This window comes from Mesorhizobium kowhaii, assembly GCF_042431665.1.
Lineage (GTDB): Bacteria > Pseudomonadota > Alphaproteobacteria > Rhizobiales > Rhizobiaceae > Mesorhizobium > Mesorhizobium kowhaii.
Genome location: NZ_JBHLYT010000053.1, coordinates 902,382 through 920,846 on the forward strand (window position 1 = coordinate 902,382; position 18,465 = coordinate 920,846).

At 62.9% G+C, this 18,465-nt stretch carries 19 protein-coding genes and 1 pseudogene; 2 read left to right on the forward strand and 18 right to left on the reverse strand.

Annotation, left to right across the window (positions count from 1 at the left end):
• Positions 1-30: 30 nt before the first annotated feature.
• Together ACFFNA_RS31570 and ACFFNA_RS31575 are read right to left on the reverse strand one after the other, a co-directional pair.
• On the reverse strand, positions 31-594 hold the full coding sequence (locus ACFFNA_RS31570; protein WP_378923698.1) for a sulfite exporter TauE/SafE family protein: 564 nt from the start codon (positions 592-594) through the stop codon (positions 31-33).
• Positions 595-631: 37 nt separating this feature from the next.
• Positions 632-739: pseudogene (locus ACFFNA_RS31575) on the reverse strand (sulfite exporter TauE/SafE family protein); the annotation flags it as partial.
• Between ACFFNA_RS31575 and ACFFNA_RS31580 the strand changes: the two are divergent.
• The gene (locus ACFFNA_RS31580) at positions 695-1,075 is read left to right on the forward strand and encodes a hypothetical protein (RefSeq protein WP_378923699.1); all 381 of its coding nucleotides are present in this window, start codon (positions 695-697) and stop codon (positions 1,073-1,075) included. The pseudogene ACFFNA_RS31575 and the gene ACFFNA_RS31580 sit on opposite strands and share 45 nt — an antisense overlap.
• Here ACFFNA_RS31580 and pldH read toward each other — a convergent pair.
• The 7 genes from pldH to ACFFNA_RS31615 form a co-directional block, all read right to left on the reverse strand.
• The gene (gene pldH / locus ACFFNA_RS31585) at positions 1,072-1,818 is read right to left on the reverse strand and encodes a pyridoxal 4-dehydrogenase, SDR-type (RefSeq protein ID WP_111546122.1); all 747 of its coding nucleotides are present in this window, start codon (positions 1,816-1,818) and stop codon (positions 1,072-1,074) included. The two genes, ACFFNA_RS31580 and pldH, sit on opposite strands and share 4 nt — an antisense overlap.
• A gap of 38 nt (positions 1,819-1,856) precedes the next feature.
• The gene (gene ppaT, locus ACFFNA_RS31590) at positions 1,857-3,035 is read right to left on the reverse strand and encodes a pyridoxamine--pyruvate transaminase (RefSeq protein WP_378923700.1); all 1,179 of its coding nucleotides are present in this window, start codon (positions 3,033-3,035) and stop codon (positions 1,857-1,859) included.
• A gap of 25 nt (positions 3,036-3,060) precedes the next feature.
• Positions 3,061-3,867 carry a 4-pyridoxolactonase gene (gene pldA, locus ACFFNA_RS31595; RefSeq protein ID WP_378923701.1) on the reverse strand — a complete coding sequence of 269 codons (807 nt, stop codon included), beginning with the start codon at positions 3,865-3,867 and terminating at the stop codon, positions 3,061-3,063.
• A gap of 45 nt (positions 3,868-3,912) precedes the next feature.
• Positions 3,913-4,848 (reverse strand): putative B6 ABC transporter permease subunit 1, encoded by a 936-nt coding sequence (locus tag ACFFNA_RS31600; RefSeq protein WP_378923702.1) that lies wholly within the window; start codon positions 4,846-4,848, stop codon positions 3,913-3,915.
• 3 nt (positions 4,849-4,851) lie between these two features.
• The gene (locus tag ACFFNA_RS31605) at positions 4,852-5,949 is read right to left on the reverse strand and encodes a putative B6 ABC transporter permease subunit 2 (protein WP_378923703.1); all 1,098 of its coding nucleotides are present in this window, start codon (positions 5,947-5,949) and stop codon (positions 4,852-4,854) included.
• The gene (locus tag ACFFNA_RS31610) at positions 5,946-7,514 is read right to left on the reverse strand and encodes a putative B6 ABC transporter ATP-binding protein (RefSeq protein WP_378923704.1); all 1,569 of its coding nucleotides are present in this window, start codon (positions 7,512-7,514) and stop codon (positions 5,946-5,948) included. Before ACFFNA_RS31610 ends, ACFFNA_RS31605 begins: the two co-directional genes overlap by 4 nt.
• Positions 7,515-7,591: 77 nt before the next feature.
• A complete protein-coding gene (locus ACFFNA_RS31615) occupies positions 7,592-8,620 on the reverse strand; it encodes a putative B6 ABC transporter substrate-binding protein (protein ID WP_378923705.1) in 1,029 nt (342 codons plus the stop codon).
• A gap of 99 nt (positions 8,621-8,719) precedes the next feature.
• Here ACFFNA_RS31615 and ACFFNA_RS31620 point away from each other — a divergent pair, with 99 nt between their 5' ends.
• Entirely contained in the window at positions 8,720-9,145 is a 426-nt protein-coding gene (locus ACFFNA_RS31620) for a hypothetical protein (protein WP_111546115.1), read from the forward strand.
• 38 nt (positions 9,146-9,183) lie between these two features.
• On the opposite strand, the gene ACFFNA_RS31625 is transcribed toward ACFFNA_RS31620, so the two are convergent.
• The 9 genes from ACFFNA_RS31625 to ACFFNA_RS31665 all read right to left on the reverse strand — a co-directional run bounded on the left by ACFFNA_RS31625 (position 9,184) and on the right by ACFFNA_RS31665 (position 18,275).
• Positions 9,184-10,194, reverse strand: coding sequence for an ABC transporter substrate-binding protein (locus tag ACFFNA_RS31625; protein ID WP_378923706.1), 1,011 nt, complete (start codon positions 10,192-10,194; stop codon positions 9,184-9,186).
• 36 nt (positions 10,195-10,230) lie between these two features.
• A complete protein-coding gene (locus ACFFNA_RS31630) occupies positions 10,231-11,046 on the reverse strand; it encodes an ABC transporter permease (RefSeq protein ID WP_378923707.1) in 816 nt (271 codons plus the stop codon).
• The gene (locus tag ACFFNA_RS31635) at positions 11,043-11,873 is read right to left on the reverse strand and encodes an ABC transporter ATP-binding protein (protein ID WP_378923708.1); all 831 of its coding nucleotides are present in this window, start codon (positions 11,871-11,873) and stop codon (positions 11,043-11,045) included. Before ACFFNA_RS31635 ends, ACFFNA_RS31630 begins: the two co-directional genes overlap by 4 nt.
• A 127-nt stretch (positions 11,874-12,000) precedes the next feature.
• Entirely contained in the window at positions 12,001-12,930 is a 930-nt protein-coding gene (fhmpcd1, locus tag ACFFNA_RS31640) for a 5-formyl-3-hydroxy-2-methylpyridine 4-carboxylate 5-dehydrogenase (protein WP_378923844.1), read from the reverse strand.
• Positions 12,930-13,550 (reverse strand): glutathione S-transferase family protein, encoded by a 621-nt coding sequence (locus ACFFNA_RS31645; RefSeq protein ID WP_111546111.1) that lies wholly within the window; start codon positions 13,548-13,550, stop codon positions 12,930-12,932. Before ACFFNA_RS31645 ends, fhmpcd1 begins: the two co-directional genes overlap by 1 nt.
• 26 nt (positions 13,551-13,576) lie before the next feature.
• Positions 13,577-13,987 carry a RidA family protein gene (locus tag ACFFNA_RS31650; RefSeq protein WP_111546110.1) on the reverse strand — a complete coding sequence of 137 codons (411 nt, stop codon included), beginning with the start codon at positions 13,985-13,987 and terminating at the stop codon, positions 13,577-13,579.
• A gap of 6 nt (positions 13,988-13,993) precedes the next feature.
• Complete coding sequence (locus ACFFNA_RS31655) at positions 13,994-15,127, reverse strand: LVIVD repeat-containing protein (protein WP_378923709.1); 1,134 nt, start codon at positions 15,125-15,127, stop codon at positions 13,994-13,996.
• Positions 15,128-15,204: 77 nt separating this feature from the next.
• Positions 15,205-16,350, reverse strand: a complete 1,146-nt coding sequence (locus tag ACFFNA_RS31660; protein ID WP_378923710.1) for a cupin domain-containing protein — start codon at positions 16,348-16,350, stop codon at positions 15,205-15,207.
• 296 nt (positions 16,351-16,646) lie between these two features.
• The gene (locus ACFFNA_RS31665) at positions 16,647-18,275 is read right to left on the reverse strand and encodes a GMC family oxidoreductase (protein WP_378923711.1); all 1,629 of its coding nucleotides are present in this window, start codon (positions 18,273-18,275) and stop codon (positions 16,647-16,649) included.
• Positions 18,276-18,465 lie beyond the last annotated feature (190 nt).

Here is an 18,465-nt window from a genome sequence, read left to right on the forward strand (position 1 = left end):
TTGGTGAACGAGTTGATCGACAGCCGGGATTCAGGAAAGCAACATTCTCCCGGCAGTGATCGCCAGGAAGAATGCAAAGGCAAGTTTCAGATAACGCGGGTTTAGCGCGTGGGAGAGCCTTGCACCCAAGGGTGCGAACAGAAAGCTGATGGGCGCTATGACGGCAACGGCCGGCAGGCTGACGTAACCCAGACTAAGCGGAGGCCTGCCAGCAACCTCGAGACCCGACCAGATGAAGCCGGCCACCGCCGGAAGCGCGATAAGAAGGCCAAGCGCCGACGACGTGCCGACGGCCCGATGGACCGGAAAGGAAAAGCTGGAAAGCGTCGGTACCGACAGCGTGCCGCCGCCAATTCCCATGAGCGAAGAGACAAAGCCGATGACAGCGGCAATCGCACGGTTGATCCAGCCGCTTCGCGGCAGGTGATCGGAGAGCACGAGGTTCTTCGGCATCGCCATGTTGACGGCCACCAGCAGGCCGACGACGCCGAAAACCAGCCGCAGGCCGGCGCCGGGAATGAATTTCGACATGATGCCGCCGACGAGGGCACTGGCGAAAATGGCCGGCCCCCCTGAGCAGGGGTCGATCGACATTGCCGCGCTTGTTGTGCGACCGCATCGATGAGATCGAGGTCGGAATAATGACCGCAAGCGACGTCGCGACCGCCAGATGGCTGGTCACGGCCGGTGAAAAGTGAAACAGCGCAAGCACCCAGAACAGCACCGGGACGATGACGATTCCGCCGCCGACGCCCAGCATGCCGGCCAGCACACCGGACGCCACGCCGGTGATGGCCAGACCGGCGACCAGCATTGCAATCGTCAGCCCGTCGAATATCGACGTGTCGAATCCGAAGTTCACCATGATTTCCCCTTGAATGGCCGTCCAAGACACAGCCTGGCGGACACTTTTGGCCGCGCCCGTCCGCTGTTGCGACCCGATGCAAGGCGCCCAAGTGTGCAGTGGTTTTGGGACGCGACGGGCTATTTCTTTGTTTTGACGCAATTCCCAAGGGAAAGCGCTATGCGCTTTTCCCGGGAAAACCGTTTCACACTTTTCCTGGAATTGCTCTAGTGGCGCACCATCCCGGCGTCGACATTGAGCGTCTGGCCGGTGATCCAGCGCGCATCGTCGGAGGCCAGGAACGAAACCACATCGGCGATATGTTCCGGCTGCCCCTTGCCTTTCATCGCCTGAAGCATCTCGACGAAGCCGAACGCCTCGTTGTGTGGGCTCGACTTGACGCCGTCGCTCTCGATCAGGCCAGGCGTTACCGCATTGGCGGTGATGTTGTATTTGCCGAGCTCCGTGGCGAGCGCCCTGGTGAAGCCGATGACGCCGCCCTTGGCGGCGACATAGGCCGCCATGTTCGGTGTGCCGGCAAAGAAGGTGTTGGATGCGATGCTGATCACCCGTCCGGCCTTGCCTGCGGCACGCATCTGGTCCGTGCCGGCGCGGCTGACGATGAAGGTACCTGTCAGATTGACGTCGATGATCTTGCGCCAATGGTCGAGATCGACATCGTCCCAGGCGACGAACGGCACGATGCTGGCATTGTTGACCAGGATATCGATGCCCCCGGTCAGGGCCTGGATTTCAGCGAAGAGCGCCTTGACGGATGCCGGATCGGAAATGTCGGCGGCAATCGCCTTCGCCTTTCCACCGATCGACGCCGCCACCAGCTTGGCGCCTTCCGCGTTGATGTCGCTGACGATGACGGTCGCGCCGTCGACGGCCAACCGCACTGCGATCGCCTTGCCGATACCCTGCGCGGCGCCCGTAACCAAGGCCGTTTTTCCCGCAAGCCGTTCAGTCATGAAAATGCTCCCTCAATCCGTGATCTGGTGATGTCTGTTCATGCATCGGCATCGATCACGGCCAGCGCCGCGTCGATACCCTTGCCGACCATCAGCTTCTGGCCGGCCGCGTTCATGGCACCGCCAAGTGCCGTCAGCGCCGCGATCGCATAGATCGGCTGGGCGGTCGGACCCATGTGGCCGATACGTGTCAGCTTCCCCAATGTTTCGCCGCGGCCCGACGAAAACACCACACCGTAGCGGGCGCGCGCGGCCTGGCGAAGCGCCTTCTCGTCGACGCCTTCGGGCGTGCGGACAGCGGTCGTGGTCGGCGATGCGATCTTGTCGCTGGCGGCCCAGATCGACAGGCCCATCGCGGCGACGCCGGCGCGCATGGCCTTGGCCGTGAGCGCGTGGCGCGCCCACACCGCCTCCGGTCCCTCACCAAGGTAGAGGTCGAGCGCGACGTCGAGCCCGCTCATCTCGGAGACGGACGGCGTGAACGGAAACGGCTCGTCCCTCGACCACGCATTTTCCCAGTCGACGATGCTCAGCATCGAAGCGCGCGGCGCCAGGGGATTTGCCTTCATCTTGGCCCAGGCCCGCTCGCTGACACCCATCATCGTGAGCCCGGGAGGCGCGCCCAGGCATTTGTTCGGGCCGGTGACATAGATATCGGCCTTGCAATCCTGCGGATGCGTCTTCATGCCGCCGAAGGAGGAGACAGCGTCGACGATGAGATAACCGCCATGCGCCGAAACCAGCGCGCCGATGGCGTCGATGGGATTGATGGTGCCGGACGGCGTGTCGTGGTGGCAGACGGAAACGATGGTGATTTCCGGATGCGCTTTCAGCATCGCCGCAACCGCCTGCGGGTCGATCGCCTCGTTGTAGGGCACCTCGATCTCGAGCAGATGGGGCGAATAGCGCTTCGCCCAATAGCCAAACCCCTTGCCGTAAACGCCGGAGGCAAGGTTGAGCACGACATCGTCGGGCGCGATCAGGGAGGCCGCGGCGGCCTCGAGGCCCAGCACCGGCTCACCATGCAGAATGACCGGCTTGTTCGACAGCCGCATCGCCTTCTGCGCCTTGTCGACCACCTTCTCGTAGAAGAGCTGGAACGCCGGGTCGTAGTCGTAGAGCACCGTGCGGCCGAGGCCGCGTAGCACATCAGGATAGGCGTTCACCGGCCCCGAGGTGAGTGTGATGACCGGTTCGGCATGGTCAAAATAGCGCATGGTCTTGTCTCCGCATTGGTGACGGTCAGCCGTAGAATTGCGTGCCGGTCCTGTAGGTCTTGAAGTTGTCCATGTCGTGCGAATACATCAGCTCGGCGCCATGGTCCTCGGCCAGCTTCTTGACCTTGCGCATCGAATTGACGCCCGCCACCGGATCGATGTGAAAGGCCGCCTGGCACAATGTTTCAAGGCTCTTCTGTGTATAGGCGGCATCGATCGTGAACATGATCGGCTTGCGCTTGGGGAACTCCACCAGGAGGCTGTAGTGGCCGATCGAATGGCCAGGCGTCGCGATCAGCTTGACGCCCCTTGCAAGCTCGACGTCGCCGTCGATGCCCTCGAAGGTCGAGTTGGCGCGCGTCGTGCCCTCCAGCAACTGCGCGGTCGCGCCGCGCGCCTCCGCCGCTTCCGCCGAGAAGCTCAGATCGGAATAGCCGAGATGTTCAAAGGGCTGGGGATTGCACGCCTGCGGCACCTCGGTCCGGTGACAGATCTTCTTGGCATGCGCAAAATACTTGTTGCCGCCGCAATGGTCGAAATGGAAATGCGAATTGACGACGACGTCGATGTCCTTCGGTTCGAGGCCGAGCAGCGCCAGGGCGCCGGGGATGGTCTGGTGCTTTTCCTGGATCGGCTTTTCGAACGGCAGCACCTTCATCACGTGATCGTAGTCGTAGCCGGTGTCGATGAGAAACCGGCCCTCGGCATGCTCGATCAGGATCGAATAAACGGGGAAGCGCACTTCGCCGCCAGGGCCTCGGTTCCAGAACACATGATATCCGTCTAGAACGAGCGAGCCACCGTCGAGCAGGTAGACCTTGGTATCCGACATTCTTGCCTCCTGTTTGGCGCGGGTCCCGTCCGCGCTTGATTGTGATCAGCGCGCGCCGCGCTCGTATGGAATGCCGAGCGCTGCCGGCAGACTGGCGCGCCGGCCGAACAGCACCAGCATGATCATCACCGCCAGGAACGGCAGCATCTGGATAATGTCGGTCGGTATGTTGATGCCGGCCACCTGCATGGCCGTGGTCAGCGACAGGCAGATACCGAACAGCAACGCGCCGAACAGCACCCAGATCGGGCGGCCGCGCGCCAGCATGGCCAGCACGATGCCGAGAAAGCCCGCACCATTGGTGATGAAAGGAATGAACAGCCCGGCCCCGACATTGGCGAGATAGGCGCCGCCAAGCCCGGCCAGCGCTCCGGTCGTCAACACAGCGATGGTGCGGGTTCGCACCACGTCGATGCCGGCGACATCGAGCGCTGCCGGCTTGTCGCCCGCAGCCTGCAGGTTGAGGCCTAGCTGCGTGCGCCGGTAGACATAGCGCATGCCGAAAACCAGCGCGACCGCCAGATAGACGATCAGATGCTGTTTGAAGAACGCAGGGCCGATGACCGGAATGTCCGAAAGCAGCGGAATGACCGTCGCGTCCGCTGCCGGCAGGCGCGGATAGCTGCGCGAAAACTGGAAATGGTGGAGCAGTGCCGTCAGACCTTCCAGTCCCAGGGTCAGCGCGATACCAATGACGATCTGGTTCAGCCCGATGCGCACGCAGAGCAGCGCCATGACAAGCGCCACCGCTGTGCCGCCGGCGGCACCGGTGAGAAAGCCCAGCCACAGCGACCCGGAATAGAAGGCGCCGACAAAGCCGAGATAGGCGCCGGCCAGCATCATGCCTTCGATGCCTATATTGAGCACGCCCGCCTTCTCGGACATCTGCTCGCCGAGCCCGGCAAGCAGCAGCGGGATCGCCGCGGTGACGGCGCCGAACAGGAGCGCGCTGAGAAAGACTTCGCTGAAGAGCCCGGTCATGTCCTAAGCCCTCCGCGACTGGCTGTAGCGGTGATCGAAATATTCGGCGAGCGCCAGCACGACCAGCACGATGGAGACCAGCACCAGCGTGAAATGATTGGGTACGCCGAGCCGCCGTGCCGCACTCTCGCCACCGATCGAAAGCACCGAAAGCAGGAACACGAAACCGATGGCTGCAAAGCCGTTCATGCGGGCAAGAAACACCGCGGGAATTACGGCAAGCCCGTAGGCGGGATTCCAGTCGGCGCGGACATTGCCCTGGACGCCGATGATGTCGACGGCGCCGGCAAGGCCGGCCAGCCCGGCCGAAATGGCGAAGACGGCGATGGTCAGGCCGGGCACGCCGAGCCCCGAGTGAACAGCCGCGCGCGGATTGGCGCCGACGATCCTCAGCTTCAGCCCGAACGCCGTGCGCGTCATCACCAGATGCACGATGATGATCGCCGCCAGCCCAAGCAGCAGGCCGCTGGTGATGGTCGTTTCGAACAGACGCGGCAGCCGGTCTTCCACCGGCAGCGTACGGGTCTGCGGCACGGTCGTGCCTGGATCGCGAAACACCAGCTTGACCAGCACATTGGCAAGCGACGTCCCGAGGAACGTCATCATCAGCGTGGTGATGATCTCGTTGACGCCCTGATAAGCACGCAGCAGGGCCGGCACCAGCGACCAGATCATCGCCACCACCATGGCAATGAGGAACGAGCAGATCAGCGCCAACCAGGACGGCATGATCTGAATGAACACGGGAGCGCTGGCCGCCGCCGTCACCGCGCCGAGCAGGAACTGGCCGTCGCCGCCGAGATTCCACATGCCCGCGCGAAAGGCCACGATCAGGCCGGCGGCAAGAAAAAGCAGCGGCGCCATGCGCGTCAGCGTCTGCTGGATGCCGAGCGGCGAGAACAGACCTTTCTCCAGCACGTAGCCATAATAGGCGAATGGATCGACACCGACGGCAAGCAGGATACAGCCGGCTATGACGAGAGCGGCGAGGATCGGGCCGAGCGTCATCAGCAGCCGATGCAGGATGTCACGGCGCGTCGCCGCCCCGCTCGTGGCATCGAGCGCGGTAGCACTGACCGTGGGTGCGGTGTCGATGCTCATGCGGCAAGTCCGATCATCAGGCGACCGACCTTGGTGCGGGCATCGTCGGCGTTCCCGACGGTGCCGACCAGCGCTCCGTTTGCGATGACGGCGATGCGGTCGCACATGCTCAGCAATTCCTCGAGGTCGGTGGAGATCAGCAGCACGGCAAGGCCACGCGCCGCCGTGTCGCGGATGCGCTGGCGCGACGCCAGTGTGTTGGCGAGATCGAGCCCATAGGTCGGCTTGTTGAAGATCACCACCTTGGCGCCTTCCGCCAGTTCCCGCGCCAGAAGCACCTTCTGGATGTTGCCGCCGGACAGCCGCGCGACGGGCGTCTTCAGGCTTGGCGTACGCACATCGTAGTCGCGCACGAGCTGGGCGGCGCGCCTGTCGATCTCCGCGCGCTGCTCGATGCCGTTGCGCCAGAACGGGGCCGCGCCGACCTGCTTGAGAAAGAAGTTGATCGAAACCGGGAAGGTTCCGACAGTGCCCTCGCCCAGCCGGTCGTCGGTCAGGTAGCGTAGACCGCGCCGGCGGCGTTCGCCGACGCTCAGCGTCTCGATGGCAACGCCGTCCAGCCTGACCGAACCGCCAGTCGCCGCGCGCTGGCCGGCCAGTGCCTCCGCCAACTGCTTCTGGCCGTTGCCGTCGATGCCGGCTATGCCCAGGATCTCGCCAGGGCGGATGTCGAAGGAGATCGACGACAGGCCCGGCGCGTTGTCCGTCGGCGCGACCGCCAGATCCGCGACCTGAAGCAGCGGGGCCGCGTCGGCGCGAACAGTGCGGACCGGACGTTCGACAGCTTCCGGATCGTCCTTCTGCTTGCCGAACATCAATTCCACGATCTCCGAGATGACCTCCTGTTCGCCAAGCGCGCGAAACCGCTCGGGCGGGATCTCGCCGACCTTGCGGCCGAGCTTTAGCACCGAGATGCGGTCGCCGAAGGCTGCCGCCTCCTTGAGCTTGTGGGTGATGAAGACGATTGCCAGGCCCTGCTCGACGAGGCGACGCATCAACGCGCCCAGTTCGTCGATGCCTTTCGGCGTCAGCATGGAGGTGGACTCGTCAAGAATGAGCAACCGGCTGTTGCGGACCATCGCGCGCAGGATTTCGACCTGTTGCTGTTCGCCAAGCGAGAGCTCCGACACCTTGGCATGCAATTTCACCGTGATACCAAGCGTGCTGGTGATGTCGGCGACGCGCGCCGCCAGTTCCTCGGTCCTGGGCCGCTGCCACCAGGGCCCACCAAGCAACAGGTTCTCAGCCACGGTCAGCGTCGGCACCAACATCATGTGCTGGAAGACGGTGCCGATGCCGAGCGACAAGGCATGGCGTGGCGAGGTGATCGGGGTCGGTTTGCCGTCGACCAATATGCGTCCCTCGTCCGGCTGCTGCAAGCCGGACAGCATGCCGATCAACGTGGACTTTCCGGCGCCGTTCTCGCCGAGCAGCACATGCACCTCGCCCGGACGGATCGCCAGATCGATGCCGTCATTGGCGACGATGCCGGGGAACCGTTTGGTCACGCCTTCCAGCGCGACGATGTCGCGCTCGGCAACAGACGATGAAGAAAGACTGCTCATGAAAGCCCAGCACCAGAAAATGGAAATCGTCCGGAGGGGTGAATGGATCACCCCTCCGGCAGCCGACCTTGATCGCCTTACTGGGCGACGCTTGTCATCAGCGCCCTGACGGCGGCCGCGTCATAGACCGGATCGACCTTGATCTTGCCGGAAATGACGTCTTCGCGCAGCGCCTGGATTTCGGCCCAGACATTGTCCGGGATCGCCGCGGTTTTCAACAGCTTGACCGAGTCGTCCTGGAGGCCGATCGTATAGTGTTTGGTGCCGAACGTGTCGGCCTTCAGGTCGGCAATCATCGCCGCATAGACCGGCTCGATGTTCCACACCACCGACGACAGCAGGAAGCCCTTGTCGATCGGCGATTTGTCGCCGATGACGTCGATGAAATAGACCTTGCCACCATCGGCGGCCTTGGTCGTCTCGACCGCCTGCAGCATGCCGAAGCTTGAACCGTTGCCCTGGCCGAAGATGATGTCCGCGCCCGACGCGATCACGCTTTCGGTGACGCGCTTGCCGCCGGCCGCATCGCTATAGGCGGCCGGGCCGATCACCGCATAGGTGATCTTGACGTCAGCGTTCTCCGCCTTCACGCCTTGCGCGAACGCCGCCGACTGCGAATTCCACGATGGCGGTTCGCCCGACACCACGATGCCGACCGACTTCGCGCGTGACATCTTGGCGGCGAGGCGGCCGGCGAGATAGGCGCCCTGGTGGCCGCTCAGCGTGTAGTCGGCGACGAGGCCCTTCTCCAGGCCGTTCGGCGTGTCGACGATCGCCACCGGAACTTTCAATTCCTTGGCGATCTCGGGAGCCGAGGTGTTGTAACCGCTGGCGTGGGCGATCAGCAGGCTGGCGCCGTCGGACGCAAGTTCCCGCAATGTCGGACGAACGTCGCCATAGCCGAGGCCCTGGGCGACGACCACTTCGACGCCGGCGGCTTTGCCTGCCGCCTTGGCGGCGTCGATGCCTTGCTGGTTCCAGCCATAATCCGTGCCTTCTTCGGGCGTCAGAATGGCAATCGACTTGACCTCGGCGGCAAGCGCGCCGCCCATCAAGAGGCCACTTAATATAGCTGCACTTACACTGCTCTTAAGAATCTTTAACATGTTACCCTCTCTGTTTGATTTACCAATCAATATTCTTATTGTTATTGCGCGAAAGCGAGATAGACTGCGTAGGCAAATTACATATGGAGTTCAGGCAGAGTGAAGATCCGTTATGTCCTTCCAGTGGCGCTGGCGTTCTCCTCCTTCGCCAACGCGGTTGAGTTGCACCATGTCACCGTCCGCACGGGCACCGACGGGCTCGACATGGTGCCGCTGACGATTTCGAATGCGGGCAGCGAAGGCCTGTCCTGCAACGCCGACTTCGCCCACTGGTATTCAGCGGGGATCGCAACGGTCGAACCCGGCAGAAGCGCCCGCGTCGAACTCTGGTTCGATCCGAAGACCGGCACGTTCACGATCCTCAACGACAAGCGCGAGAACCTGCCCGTCGAGCGGCTTTGGTGCGGCCGGTCGGGCCGCGCATATGCCACCCGGGTGCAGATCACGCTGGACCGCGCCGACGCGGCGAAAGGCGGGCGTGCCGTGTCCTGCGCCATGGCGCAGGACAGTCTGGTCTGTCGGTAGGCGCTCATCGAGCTGTCCGTTCGAACACCGCGCGCCCCTTATTCTTTTGCCAGGAATGCGTCGGTGAAGACATCGTCCGCCGACAACGCCGCCTTGAGCACACCCTGATCAGTCAGCGTCTTCAAGGTTTCCTCCCACTGCGTCTTCGTCATCCAGCCGAGGCCGTGTTCCTTGGTGTCGGGGCTGTTGAACGTCGAGGCGATGTCGGCGTTGATCTGCGCCAGCAGCACATCCTTCTTTTCCGCATAGCCGGGCGCTGCCTTGGCCGTGATCTCGGCAGCCTCGTCCGGATGAGCCGCGACATAGTCGAAGGCCTCCCTGTAGGCCTTGACGAAACGGCGCACGACGTCCGGCTTGTCCTTGATCATCGCCTGCGAGGTGAACAGTCCCGAGCCATAGGCCCTCCAGCCGTAGTCCGCCCCCATCATGATGCTGAGCGAGCCGGGGCCTCCGGCTTTGGCCTCCAGTTCGGGAACCTCCGCGTCGACATAACCGACGACCGTCTGGACCCGGCCGAGGAGCAGGTAGCTTTCATAGGGCGGCGAGACGCTGTTCAGCGTCATGTCCTTGTCGGTCAGGCCGTTGGCGGCCAGGAAGCCCTTGAAGAAGATGTAGGTGGAGCCGGCGGGATGAATGCCGATGGTCAGTCCCTTGAGATCGGACGGCTTTGCCAGCTTCACCGTCTTGGCCAGCGAAATTATCCCCAGCGGCGAGTGCTGATTGACGGCCGCCAGCGCCACAACCGGAACATTCTGCGAGCGTGCAACGGCGAGCGTGGGAAGATCGCCGAACCCGAAATCGGCGTTCTCATTGCCCACCAGCCGCATTGCGTCGGGCGAACCGGAACCCTTGCGGATCTCGGCCACATCGATATCGTTCTTGGCGAAAAAGCCCTTTTCCTTGCCAACGAAGAACATGGCGTGGTTGCCGCGCACCACCCAGTCGAGCTGGACGTTGACCTTGTCGACCGCCAGAGCCGCGTTGGAGAAGCCGATAGCACCGACAAACGCCGCGAGGGTAGCGGCCTTGATAAGTGAGCGTCTCAGCATTGTTGTTCCCTTGTATGATTTTGGTTGTTCGAAGGCCTAGGCCTGGCTGAATTTGGGTGCCCACGGCACCACGATGCGTTCGAGAATTTCGGCTGCGTAGTAGAAGGCGATGCCGAGCACGGAAACGAGCAGCAGCGCCGCAAAGACCAGCGCGGTATCGAGCTGCGTCGAAGCGAACTGGATGACGTAGCCGAGGCCGTCCGAAGCCCCGGCAAATTCGCCGACGATGGCGCCGATCACACTCAAAGTGGCGGCGATCTTGGTTCCGGCCATCAGATTCGGCAGCGAGTGCGGAACGCGGATCCTGAGCAGGATCTGCGTCGGGCTGGCACCGACCGAATTCATCAGCGACAGCAGCGAACGGTCGACCGATTGCATGCCCGCCAGCATCGACAATGTCACCGGGAAGAAGGCGATGACCAGGATCAGGCCGATCTTGGGCGCGAGCCCGTAGCCGAACCAGAGGATGAAGATCGGCGCAAGCGCGACCTTGGGCACGTTCTGGAACAGCACCACCAGCGGGTACAGCGCGCGCCCCAACCAGTCGAAGCGGACAATGACCAGCGCAATGGCAATGCCGACCACGACCGAGACCAGGAAGCCGAACAGGATCTCGCCTGCCGTCACCAGGGTCGCCTGCATCAGCGTGCCCCATTGCGCGACCAGCGATTGCGCGATTTCGGATGGGGCGGGAATGACGAAGGCGGATATGGAAAATATCCGCACGGCGGCTTCCCACACCGCGATTGTCGCCAGCAGGAGGATGACCGCCGGAAGCCAACTGCCCGTTGCCGCGCTCCAGTTCGAGACGAGCCGCGGCTCGGGAAGATCCGTGATGGGTTGCTCGCTCAAGATGTGCCTCCCGGTTGATGGCTGGAGCGCAGCATCGTCCGCAACTGAACCACCAGCCTGACGAACTCCGGATCTTCCGTGACCGACAGGTCGCGTGGATAAGGCAGTGCAATGTCGAGGCTCTCGGTTATCCGCCCCGGCTTGATCCCCAGCACATGAACATGGCGGGACAGGTGAATGGCCTCGTCGATGGAATGGGTGACGAGCACGATCGTCTTGCCGGTGCGTTGCCAGATCTCCAGCAGCGACTGGCCCATCGCGTCGCGGGTGATGGCGTCAAGCGCGCCGAACGGCTCGTCCATCAGCAGCACCGCCGGATCGAGCGCCAGGGCCCGTGCGATGGCGACCCGCTGCCGCATGCCACCCGACAGTTCGTTTGGGCGCTTGTGGGCGGAATCGCCCAATCCCACCAGCTCCAGCATCTCCTGCCCGCGCGCCCGCAGGTCTGAGCGCGACAGCGATCTGTCGGCGATACCCAGCAGCATCGAGGCATTGTCGACGGCGTTCTTCCACGGCAGCAGATTGGCGTCCTGAAAGACGAGGCCGATCATCCGCTTGCGCGCCGCCTCGGCGGGCGCCAGCCCGGCGATCGAAACGCTGCCCTGGCTCGGCTGCACCAGCCCGGCCAGCACCTTGAGCAAGGTGCTCTTGCCACAACCGGAAGGGCCGATAAGCGAGACAAACGACCCCTTTGGCACCGAAAGATCGATGTTCTGGAGTATCAGTTGCCGGGCCATGACCACCGAAACGCCTTTGGCGGAGATCAGATCGTCATGGCGGATATGGGCTGGCCTGTCGCCGGCGGCTCGAATGGTTTCAATGCGCATGGCTTGTCGCCCCGCGCGTTGTCGTCGGCCGCACCCTCAACGTGTGGCCGGCGAAGGCACGCTTCGCACAATGGACCAGCCGGCACTCCCCAACCCGGCCAGCCTCGTGCGCACTGTGTGACATTGGCTACTCCCGGCCTTCCAGGATGCGCCGGACCGCGACGAGCTTGCGCGCCCGTTCGCCTTGCAGCGCCTTTGCCTGCTCGGGTGTGTAGGAGAACATGCCCTCGCCCGATTTGATGCCGAACTTCGACGCAGCGGTCTTCTCCAGCACCATTGGCGCGACATCGTCGCGATTGGAGAGATCGGCGTTCAGGAAGGACGAGACCGACTTGTAGATATCGAGGCCCGCCATATCGAGCAGCGCCATCGGACCGATGACGGCGATCTTGTAGCCGATGCCCCACGACACGCAGGTGTCGAGGTCTTCCGGCTCGATGACGCCGCGCTCGACGAGGTCGACGGCCTCGCGCAGCAACGCATAGAGGACGCGGTTCTCGACGAAGCCTGGAACATCCTTTTTCACCACCACCGGCAGCAGGCCGAGCGAGCGAATGAGATCGCGGATCGTCGCCACGGTTTCAGGCGCGGTCTGTTCGCCGCCGATCACCTCGATCATCGGTATGATGTGCGGTGGGTTCGACCAGTGCATGCCGACCATCCGCTCGGGATGCGAGATGTGCGCCTGCAGCTTGGTGATCGGGATGCCCGATGTGTCGGACGCGACGATGACGGACGGACCGATCAGCGGATCGATGTCACGATAGGTCTGCGCCTTGATGTCGATGTTCTCCGGCACATTCTCGATGACCAGTTCGGCGCCATCGACGGCCTCGGCGATCGTCTCGACGAAACGCACGCTGCCGGCGCCTGTCCCGGGCGACGTGATGTCGAGACGGTCGAGCACGCCGCCGGCAAGATCAAGCATGCCGCGGGCACGCTCGACCGCCGCCTGCGAAACATCATACGCCGTGACATCGAGCCCGCCGCGCGAAAGCCGCGCGGCGATGCCGGGACCCATCGTTCCCAATCCGATGAGGGCGGCGCGCTTGATCATCATGCGGCCTTTGCCGGGGCAGCGGCGATTGCCGCCTTGAAGGCCGGCCGAGCGGCGATCGCGGCCACCCAGCGCTCCAGATTGGGCAGCGACGGCCGGTCGATCTTGAAGTCGACGCAGCGCTTCAGGATCGGCGCGCAGGCGATGTCGGCAAGGGTCAGCTTGCCAAGCGCCAGGAAGTCCTTGCCGGCCAGATGGCCGTCGACGATCTTGAGCTGCGCCACAAGGTCCTTCACCTGTTCCTTGTACTCGGCGGTCTGTTCCTCGGGTGTCAGCTTGGCGCCCTTGAAGGCTGCCAGATAGCCGGGATTGACCGCCGCCAGCAGGAAGTCCATCCAGCGCTCGACCTCGGTCTTTTCCGCCGGCGTGGCGCCAGTCAAATGCTCGCCGCCGGATGCCGCGAGATAGCGCAGGATGGTGTTGGACTCCCAGATCACGGTGCCGCCGTCGACCAGCGTCGGGACCTTGGAGGTCGGGTTGAGCGCCTTGTATTCCGCCGTCTGCGTGTTCTCGAACTGGCGGCCGTAGTCCTCGCGCTTATACGCGGCGCCAAGCTCCTCGAGCATGAAGAGCACCTTCTGGACGTTGCCTGATGTCTGGCGGCCTAAGAGCTTGTACATGTCGTCTCCTCGATTGTGTCCAAGGCCTACTTGCCGGCCGGCAGCGGCTTGTAGACGATGGCGTCCATTTCGATCTTGGTGTTGATGACGGCCTTGGCTTCGACGGTCGTGCGCGCCAGCACTGCGTCGCCGATTCCTTCGAGGAACGCCTTGTTGTAGCGGCCGAAATCGCGCGTATCCTCGAGATAGGTGGTGATCCGCACGACATCGGACAGCGTTGCGCCTTCATGCGCGATGACGCGCGCGATGGTTTTGAGCGTGGCCAGCGTCTCTTCCTCGATCGTGCCGCTGATCATGTTGTTGTTCTCGTCCTTCGGCACCTGGCCCGAGACGAAGATGAAATCACCGGCACGCACCGCCGGGTGAAACGGCAGGTTCGGATTCTTGTTGCCGATGGCGTAGTGGCTGGCGGATTTTCGCGTGCTGTCGCTCAACATATCCCCCTAGAGAACGCTGGTTTCGATGATGTCGACGCCACGGATGCGATCGATCAGGTAGACGATGCCGCGGTCGTCGATGGTCACGTCGTTGGACGAGGAGCGCTCGGCGCCTTCAGGCGCGTCGGGCATGAAATGGCCGACTTCCTTTGGCGCGAACGGATCAGCGATGTCGACCAGCCGCAGCCCCTGCGCGAACCACGCGAAGGGAATGACGGTTCCATTGAACCGTTCGGAAGGCTGATGGCAGCCCGTCATCGGCGGTTGCGGCGCGCCGTCAAGATCGAGCCCTGGCACCTGGAACGTCGAGATCGGCAACGGGTTCGTCTCGTCGGTGATATCGTAGATCCAGGTAAAGGCCGGCGCCGAAGGTCGGAGTTTGGCGACATCCTCGTCCGCCACCACCATGATGTTGCGCCCCTTGAGCAACTGCGGAATGGGCAGGCATGTGTGCGTGGGATGCGGAAAGCTCGGGCTCGAATTGACGTGCGAGACCAGCTTCGGCCTGGTGATGTCCGAAATGTCGAGGATGAACAGGCCGTGATGCCAGTAGCTGACATAGAGCCTGTCACCCATGCGCAGCGGGTGGTGGCAGCGCGGCGTGACATAGTCGTGCCATGGGTATTCTTCGCCGCCGCCGGTCCACTGGCCGGGTATCCACCAGCGCCCGACCTCGATCGGGTTCACCGGATCGATCAGGTCGAGAATCATTACGATGTTGCCGACATAGCCGTCGGCGGTTGGCGAGATATAGGCGTAGCGGCCGTCATAATCATAGCGATGCACGCCATGGCCGCCCGTCATCCACTTCGAGATGAGTTTCGGTTCTGCCGGTCGCGTCGTGTCGTAGAGCGCCAGCCCGCCGCCGAAGTCGGCCGGTCCTTCTTTGCCGAAGCGCTCGTGGTTGATGATCATCAGCCCGTCCTTGGCGCGCACCTTGTGCGAGTGCCAGCCCGGCGGGACATCGATCGTGGCTATCTTGCGCGGATTGCGCGGGTCGGAAATATCGACCAGCGTCGTGCCGCTCGGCGGACGCATGTGGCCGATATAGAGGATGTTGCCGTCGACCCAGACCTGACCGCCGCCCGGACAGTCGATATGACCGATCTGCTTGGTGTTGAACGCCGAAACCAAATGCATACGCCTTTGCTGCTGAAACGCCATTTTCGATGTCGCGCCGCCATTGCCGGCAGACATCTCTTGCCGCAGGACCAGGATCAGGCGAGGCGAAGCAGATCGCCGGCCGGGTTGCGGCCCCAGCGCTTGTAGAGGAGCAGCGCCTTCTGCGTCGGCGCATCGGTTGCGCCGAAGAAGATCACCGGCTCGCTGGAGGAGCCGTTGACATGTTCGACCCATGATCCACCGGGTATGGCGATCGTGTCGAACTGGTTCCAGTCGTAACGCTTGCCATCGATGATCGAATGACCGCTGCCGCGGAACGGCGCCAGCAGCAGGCTGGCGGTTTCACGTTGCGGCAAGGTCTTCTCGCCAGGGCGTAGCATCTGAGCGTAGAAATTGATGGTGCGGAAGACCGGCCCGCCAGTGCTCGGATCGACGTAATCGACGACGATGCCTTCGTGAGGGTCGCCATCCCAATCCTTGTGGGCGTCGAGGACCGCTTCCATCTTCTCCCAGCGATAGACATACATCGGCGACGACAGGCCGCCGCCGCGCCTATGGTCGACGAAACGCGGCATCAGGCCACCCTCGCCATAGATGCGCTGTGAGTAGTCGCTCGGATAGCGCGCGGTCTGCACCTTCTTCTCGACTTCCTTGCCGTCGACCATCTCGGTGTATTTGTGGTCGAAATGGACGGCGTGCAGCGTCTCGACCAGCGGCAGGTCGAGCACCGACAGGTTGACCGCCTGCTCGCCGCCGACCGTGCCGTGATTGTGCCAGGCATCGTTGGGCGTCAGCACCATGTCGCCCGGGCCGAAGACCACATCCTCGCCCTCGACGCCGGTGAAGTTGCCCTTGCCGGTCAGGCCGAAGCGGATCGCGCTCGGCGAGTGCTTGTGCGGCGGCATGATCTCGTCCGGATCGTTCAGGCGGTAGGCGGTGTACATCGTGCTGACGGATGCGCGCCTGGGCGCAAGGCCAGGATTGACCAGGATCAGCGAACGGCGCTCGCTGTCGTCCATGGTCACCAGTTCGGCGGCGCGCTGCAGCAGCGGCTCGATGTCCGAATAGGACCACACGAAAGGAATGGCCTTCGACGTCGCCATCAGCTGTTTGATCTCGTCATGGTCGACGCCTTCGGACGTCGCCCAGAACGGAAACATGTTCTTTTCGTAGAGGGCGTCATAGAGGCCCTTGAGGGCCGCTTTCTTGTTGGTGAGCGTATCGTTAGCTGGTTGCGCCATGGACATATCGGACACCTCTCGTCGCGAAGAAAATGCTTCTAACCAACTCAACCGTATTCGCATTGGTTTTGCTCGACAATCCCCAAACTGCGAAATTTGAAAGTTTTTGGTTGAGTTGCATTTTCGAGCGGCAAATGCCCGAAAATAGGCAGAAATGACCCAAAAATAGCACAAAATATGCTCAGAGCAGTAGGTCGCACCTGAACTGCCACGGCCGTGCGAGATCGCATGGCAGCTCAACCAATGCATATTTTGTCCTCAACCAAAAGATATTGGTTGCATTCCAGCCGCCGCTGTCAGGCCGCCACGCTCTGCTGAGCGCGGCTGCGGATCAGATCCGCGGCCTTTTCGGCGATCATGATGACCGCCGCATTGATGTTGCCGCAGACGAGATCCGGCATCACGGAGGCGTCAACAGCACGAAGTCCGGCAACGCCGCGCACCCGCAATTCCGGATCGACGACCGACTCCGCATCGACACCCATACGGCAGGTGCCGGCCGGATGGTGCACGGTGATCGATGTCTTGCGGATATGCTCGTCGATCTCGTCGTCGCTCTCGCATTTCGGGCCGGGGAAGAATTCCGCGCCCACGAACGGAGCCATGGACGGCTGGCTGGCAAGGTTGCGCGCAACGCGAAAGCCGGCGCGAAGCGACTGCCAGTCGCGCTGCGAAGACAGGAAGTTCTGATGGATCAGCGGAGCGGCAAGCGGATCGCTCGACGCCAGGTTGACGCTGCCACGGCTCTCCGGCTGCACGGCGACGATACGCGACGCGAAGCCGTCGGCAAACGGCGCCTTGAACGGCGACATATAAGGCCATGCCCCAAGCGGCGCGGCGGTGAAAAGCAGCTGGACGTCCGGCAACGGCCGGCTCGCATCGCTTTTGAGGAATGCGACGACGCCGCCAGGCACATCTGCCGAAAAGCCCTTGCCCGTTAGATAGGTCTTCACGAAATCCAGGCCGATGCGATCGGCCCGCATCATCCTGAGAAATGGTCCTGGCTGCTTGCGCCGATACATCACGATGACCGAAACGTGGTCCTGCAAATTCTTGCCGACCTGCGGACGATCGACCCTCGTCTCGATGCCATGTGCCGCAAGTTCGGTGCTGTCACCGATCCCCGACAGCATCATGAGCTGCGGCGTGTTGATGACGCCGCCGGCAAGCAGAACCTCGCGCCGCGCGAGAACTTCATGCGCCGCCCCGCCTCTGGTATAGGCAATGCCCGTTGCGCGCCCATCCTTCAGCAGGATCTTCGTCGCCATCGCGCCGGTCAGCACCTTGACATTGCCGCGGCGCATGGCTGGCCGCAGATAGGCGGACGCGGTCGAGCAGCGTCGGCCGTTTTCGATCGTCATCTGCAGGCGGCCAAAACCTTCCTGCACGGCGCCGTTGTAGTCGTCGGTCTGCGGATATCCGGCATCACGGCTGGCGGTGGCGAAGGCATCGATCAGTTCATCCTTGTAGCGGCAGAACTGGGTGTTCAGCGGCCCGCTGCCGCCGCGATACTGGCTTGCGCCCTTTTCCCAGCGCTCCTGCTTCTTGAAATAAGGGAGCACCTTGTCGAACGACCAGTCGGTCAGCCCGCTTGCCGCCCAGCGATCGTAATCGCCGCGATTGCCGCGCACATAGGCCATGGCATTGGTGGACGAAGAGCCGCCGATGACCTTGCCGCGCGCGCATTCGACCTTGCGCCCGCCGACATTGGCCTCTGGCTCGCAGAAATACATCCAGTCGTGGCGGCGCTCGGTCAGGATCTTGCCCCAGCCGAGCGGGATGTGAATCATCGGATCGCGGTCCCAATCCCCCGCCTCCAGCAGAAGCACCGAAACCGCCGGGTCCTCACTCAGCCGGTTTGCCAGCACGCAGCCGGCCGAACCCGCGCCGACAATGACGTAGTCAAAGGTATCGCCAGCCGGCATGCATGATCCTCGGGAGAAGGACAGCCGCGATGGCAGCCGTCAACGAAGTCAGTCAACCATCGCGCAACTGGTGTTGTCAACCATCGCATGTGGATGTAGATTGGTTGAATTGGTTGAGTGCCGTTTCCATCAGGTTTCGTGTCACAATATGATGATAACCGGACGTTGAGTCGGCGCCTGCCGATCGGAC

What these genes read in the sequence shown, in the direction of transcription:
- ACFFNA_RS31615 (WP_378923705.1), bottom strand. Translation starts at nt 8,620, where the DNA reads ATGTTAAAGATTCTTAAGAGCAGTGTAAGTGCAGCTATATTAAGTGGC.
- ACFFNA_RS31625 (WP_378923706.1), bottom strand. Translation starts at nt 10,194, where the DNA reads ATGCTGAGACGCTCACTTATCAAGGCCGCTACCCTCGCGGCGTTTGTC.
- pldH (WP_111546122.1), bottom strand. Translation starts at nt 1,818, where the DNA reads ATGACTGAACGGCTTGCGGGAAAAACGGCCTTGGTTACGGGCGCCGCG.
- ppaT (WP_378923700.1), bottom strand. Translation starts at nt 3,035, where the DNA reads ATGCGCTATTTTGACCATGCCGAACCGGTCATCACACTCACCTCGGGG.
- pldA (WP_378923701.1), bottom strand. Translation starts at nt 3,867, where the DNA reads ATGTCGGATACCAAGGTCTACCTGCTCGACGGTGGCTCGCTCGTTCTA.
- ACFFNA_RS31665 (WP_378923711.1), bottom strand. Translation starts at nt 18,275, where the DNA reads ATGCCGGCTGGCGATACCTTTGACTACGTCATTGTCGGCGCGGGTTCG.
- fhmpcd1 (WP_378923844.1), bottom strand. Translation starts at nt 12,930, where the DNA reads ATGATCAAGCGCGCCGCCCTCATCGGATTGGGAACGATGGGTCCCGGC.
- ACFFNA_RS31660 (WP_378923710.1), bottom strand. Translation starts at nt 16,350, where the DNA reads ATGGCGCAACCAGCTAACGATACGCTCACCAACAAGAAAGCGGCCCTC.
- ACFFNA_RS31605 (WP_378923703.1), bottom strand. Translation starts at nt 5,949, where the DNA reads ATGAGCATCGACACCGCACCCACGGTCAGTGCTACCGCGCTCGATGCC.
- ACFFNA_RS31635 (WP_378923708.1), bottom strand. Translation starts at nt 11,873, where the DNA reads ATGCGCATTGAAACCATTCGAGCCGCCGGCGACAGGCCAGCCCATATC.
- ACFFNA_RS31650 (WP_111546110.1), bottom strand. Translation starts at nt 13,987, where the DNA reads ATGTTGAGCGACAGCACGCGAAAATCCGCCAGCCACTACGCCATCGGC.
- ACFFNA_RS31655 (WP_378923709.1), bottom strand. Translation starts at nt 15,127, where the DNA reads ATGCATTTGGTTTCGGCGTTCAACACCAAGCAGATCGGTCATATCGAC.
- ACFFNA_RS31600 (WP_378923702.1), bottom strand. Translation starts at nt 4,848, where the DNA reads ATGACCGGGCTCTTCAGCGAAGTCTTTCTCAGCGCGCTCCTGTTCGGC.
- ACFFNA_RS31645 (WP_111546111.1), bottom strand. Translation starts at nt 13,550, where the DNA reads ATGTACAAGCTCTTAGGCCGCCAGACATCAGGCAACGTCCAGAAGGTG.
- ACFFNA_RS31610 (WP_378923704.1), bottom strand. Translation starts at nt 7,514, where the DNA reads ATGAGCAGTCTTTCTTCATCGTCTGTTGCCGAGCGCGACATCGTCGCG.
- ACFFNA_RS31570 (WP_378923698.1), bottom strand. Translation starts at nt 594, where the DNA reads ATGTCGATCGACCCCTGCTCAGGGGGGCCGGCCATTTTCGCCAGTGCC.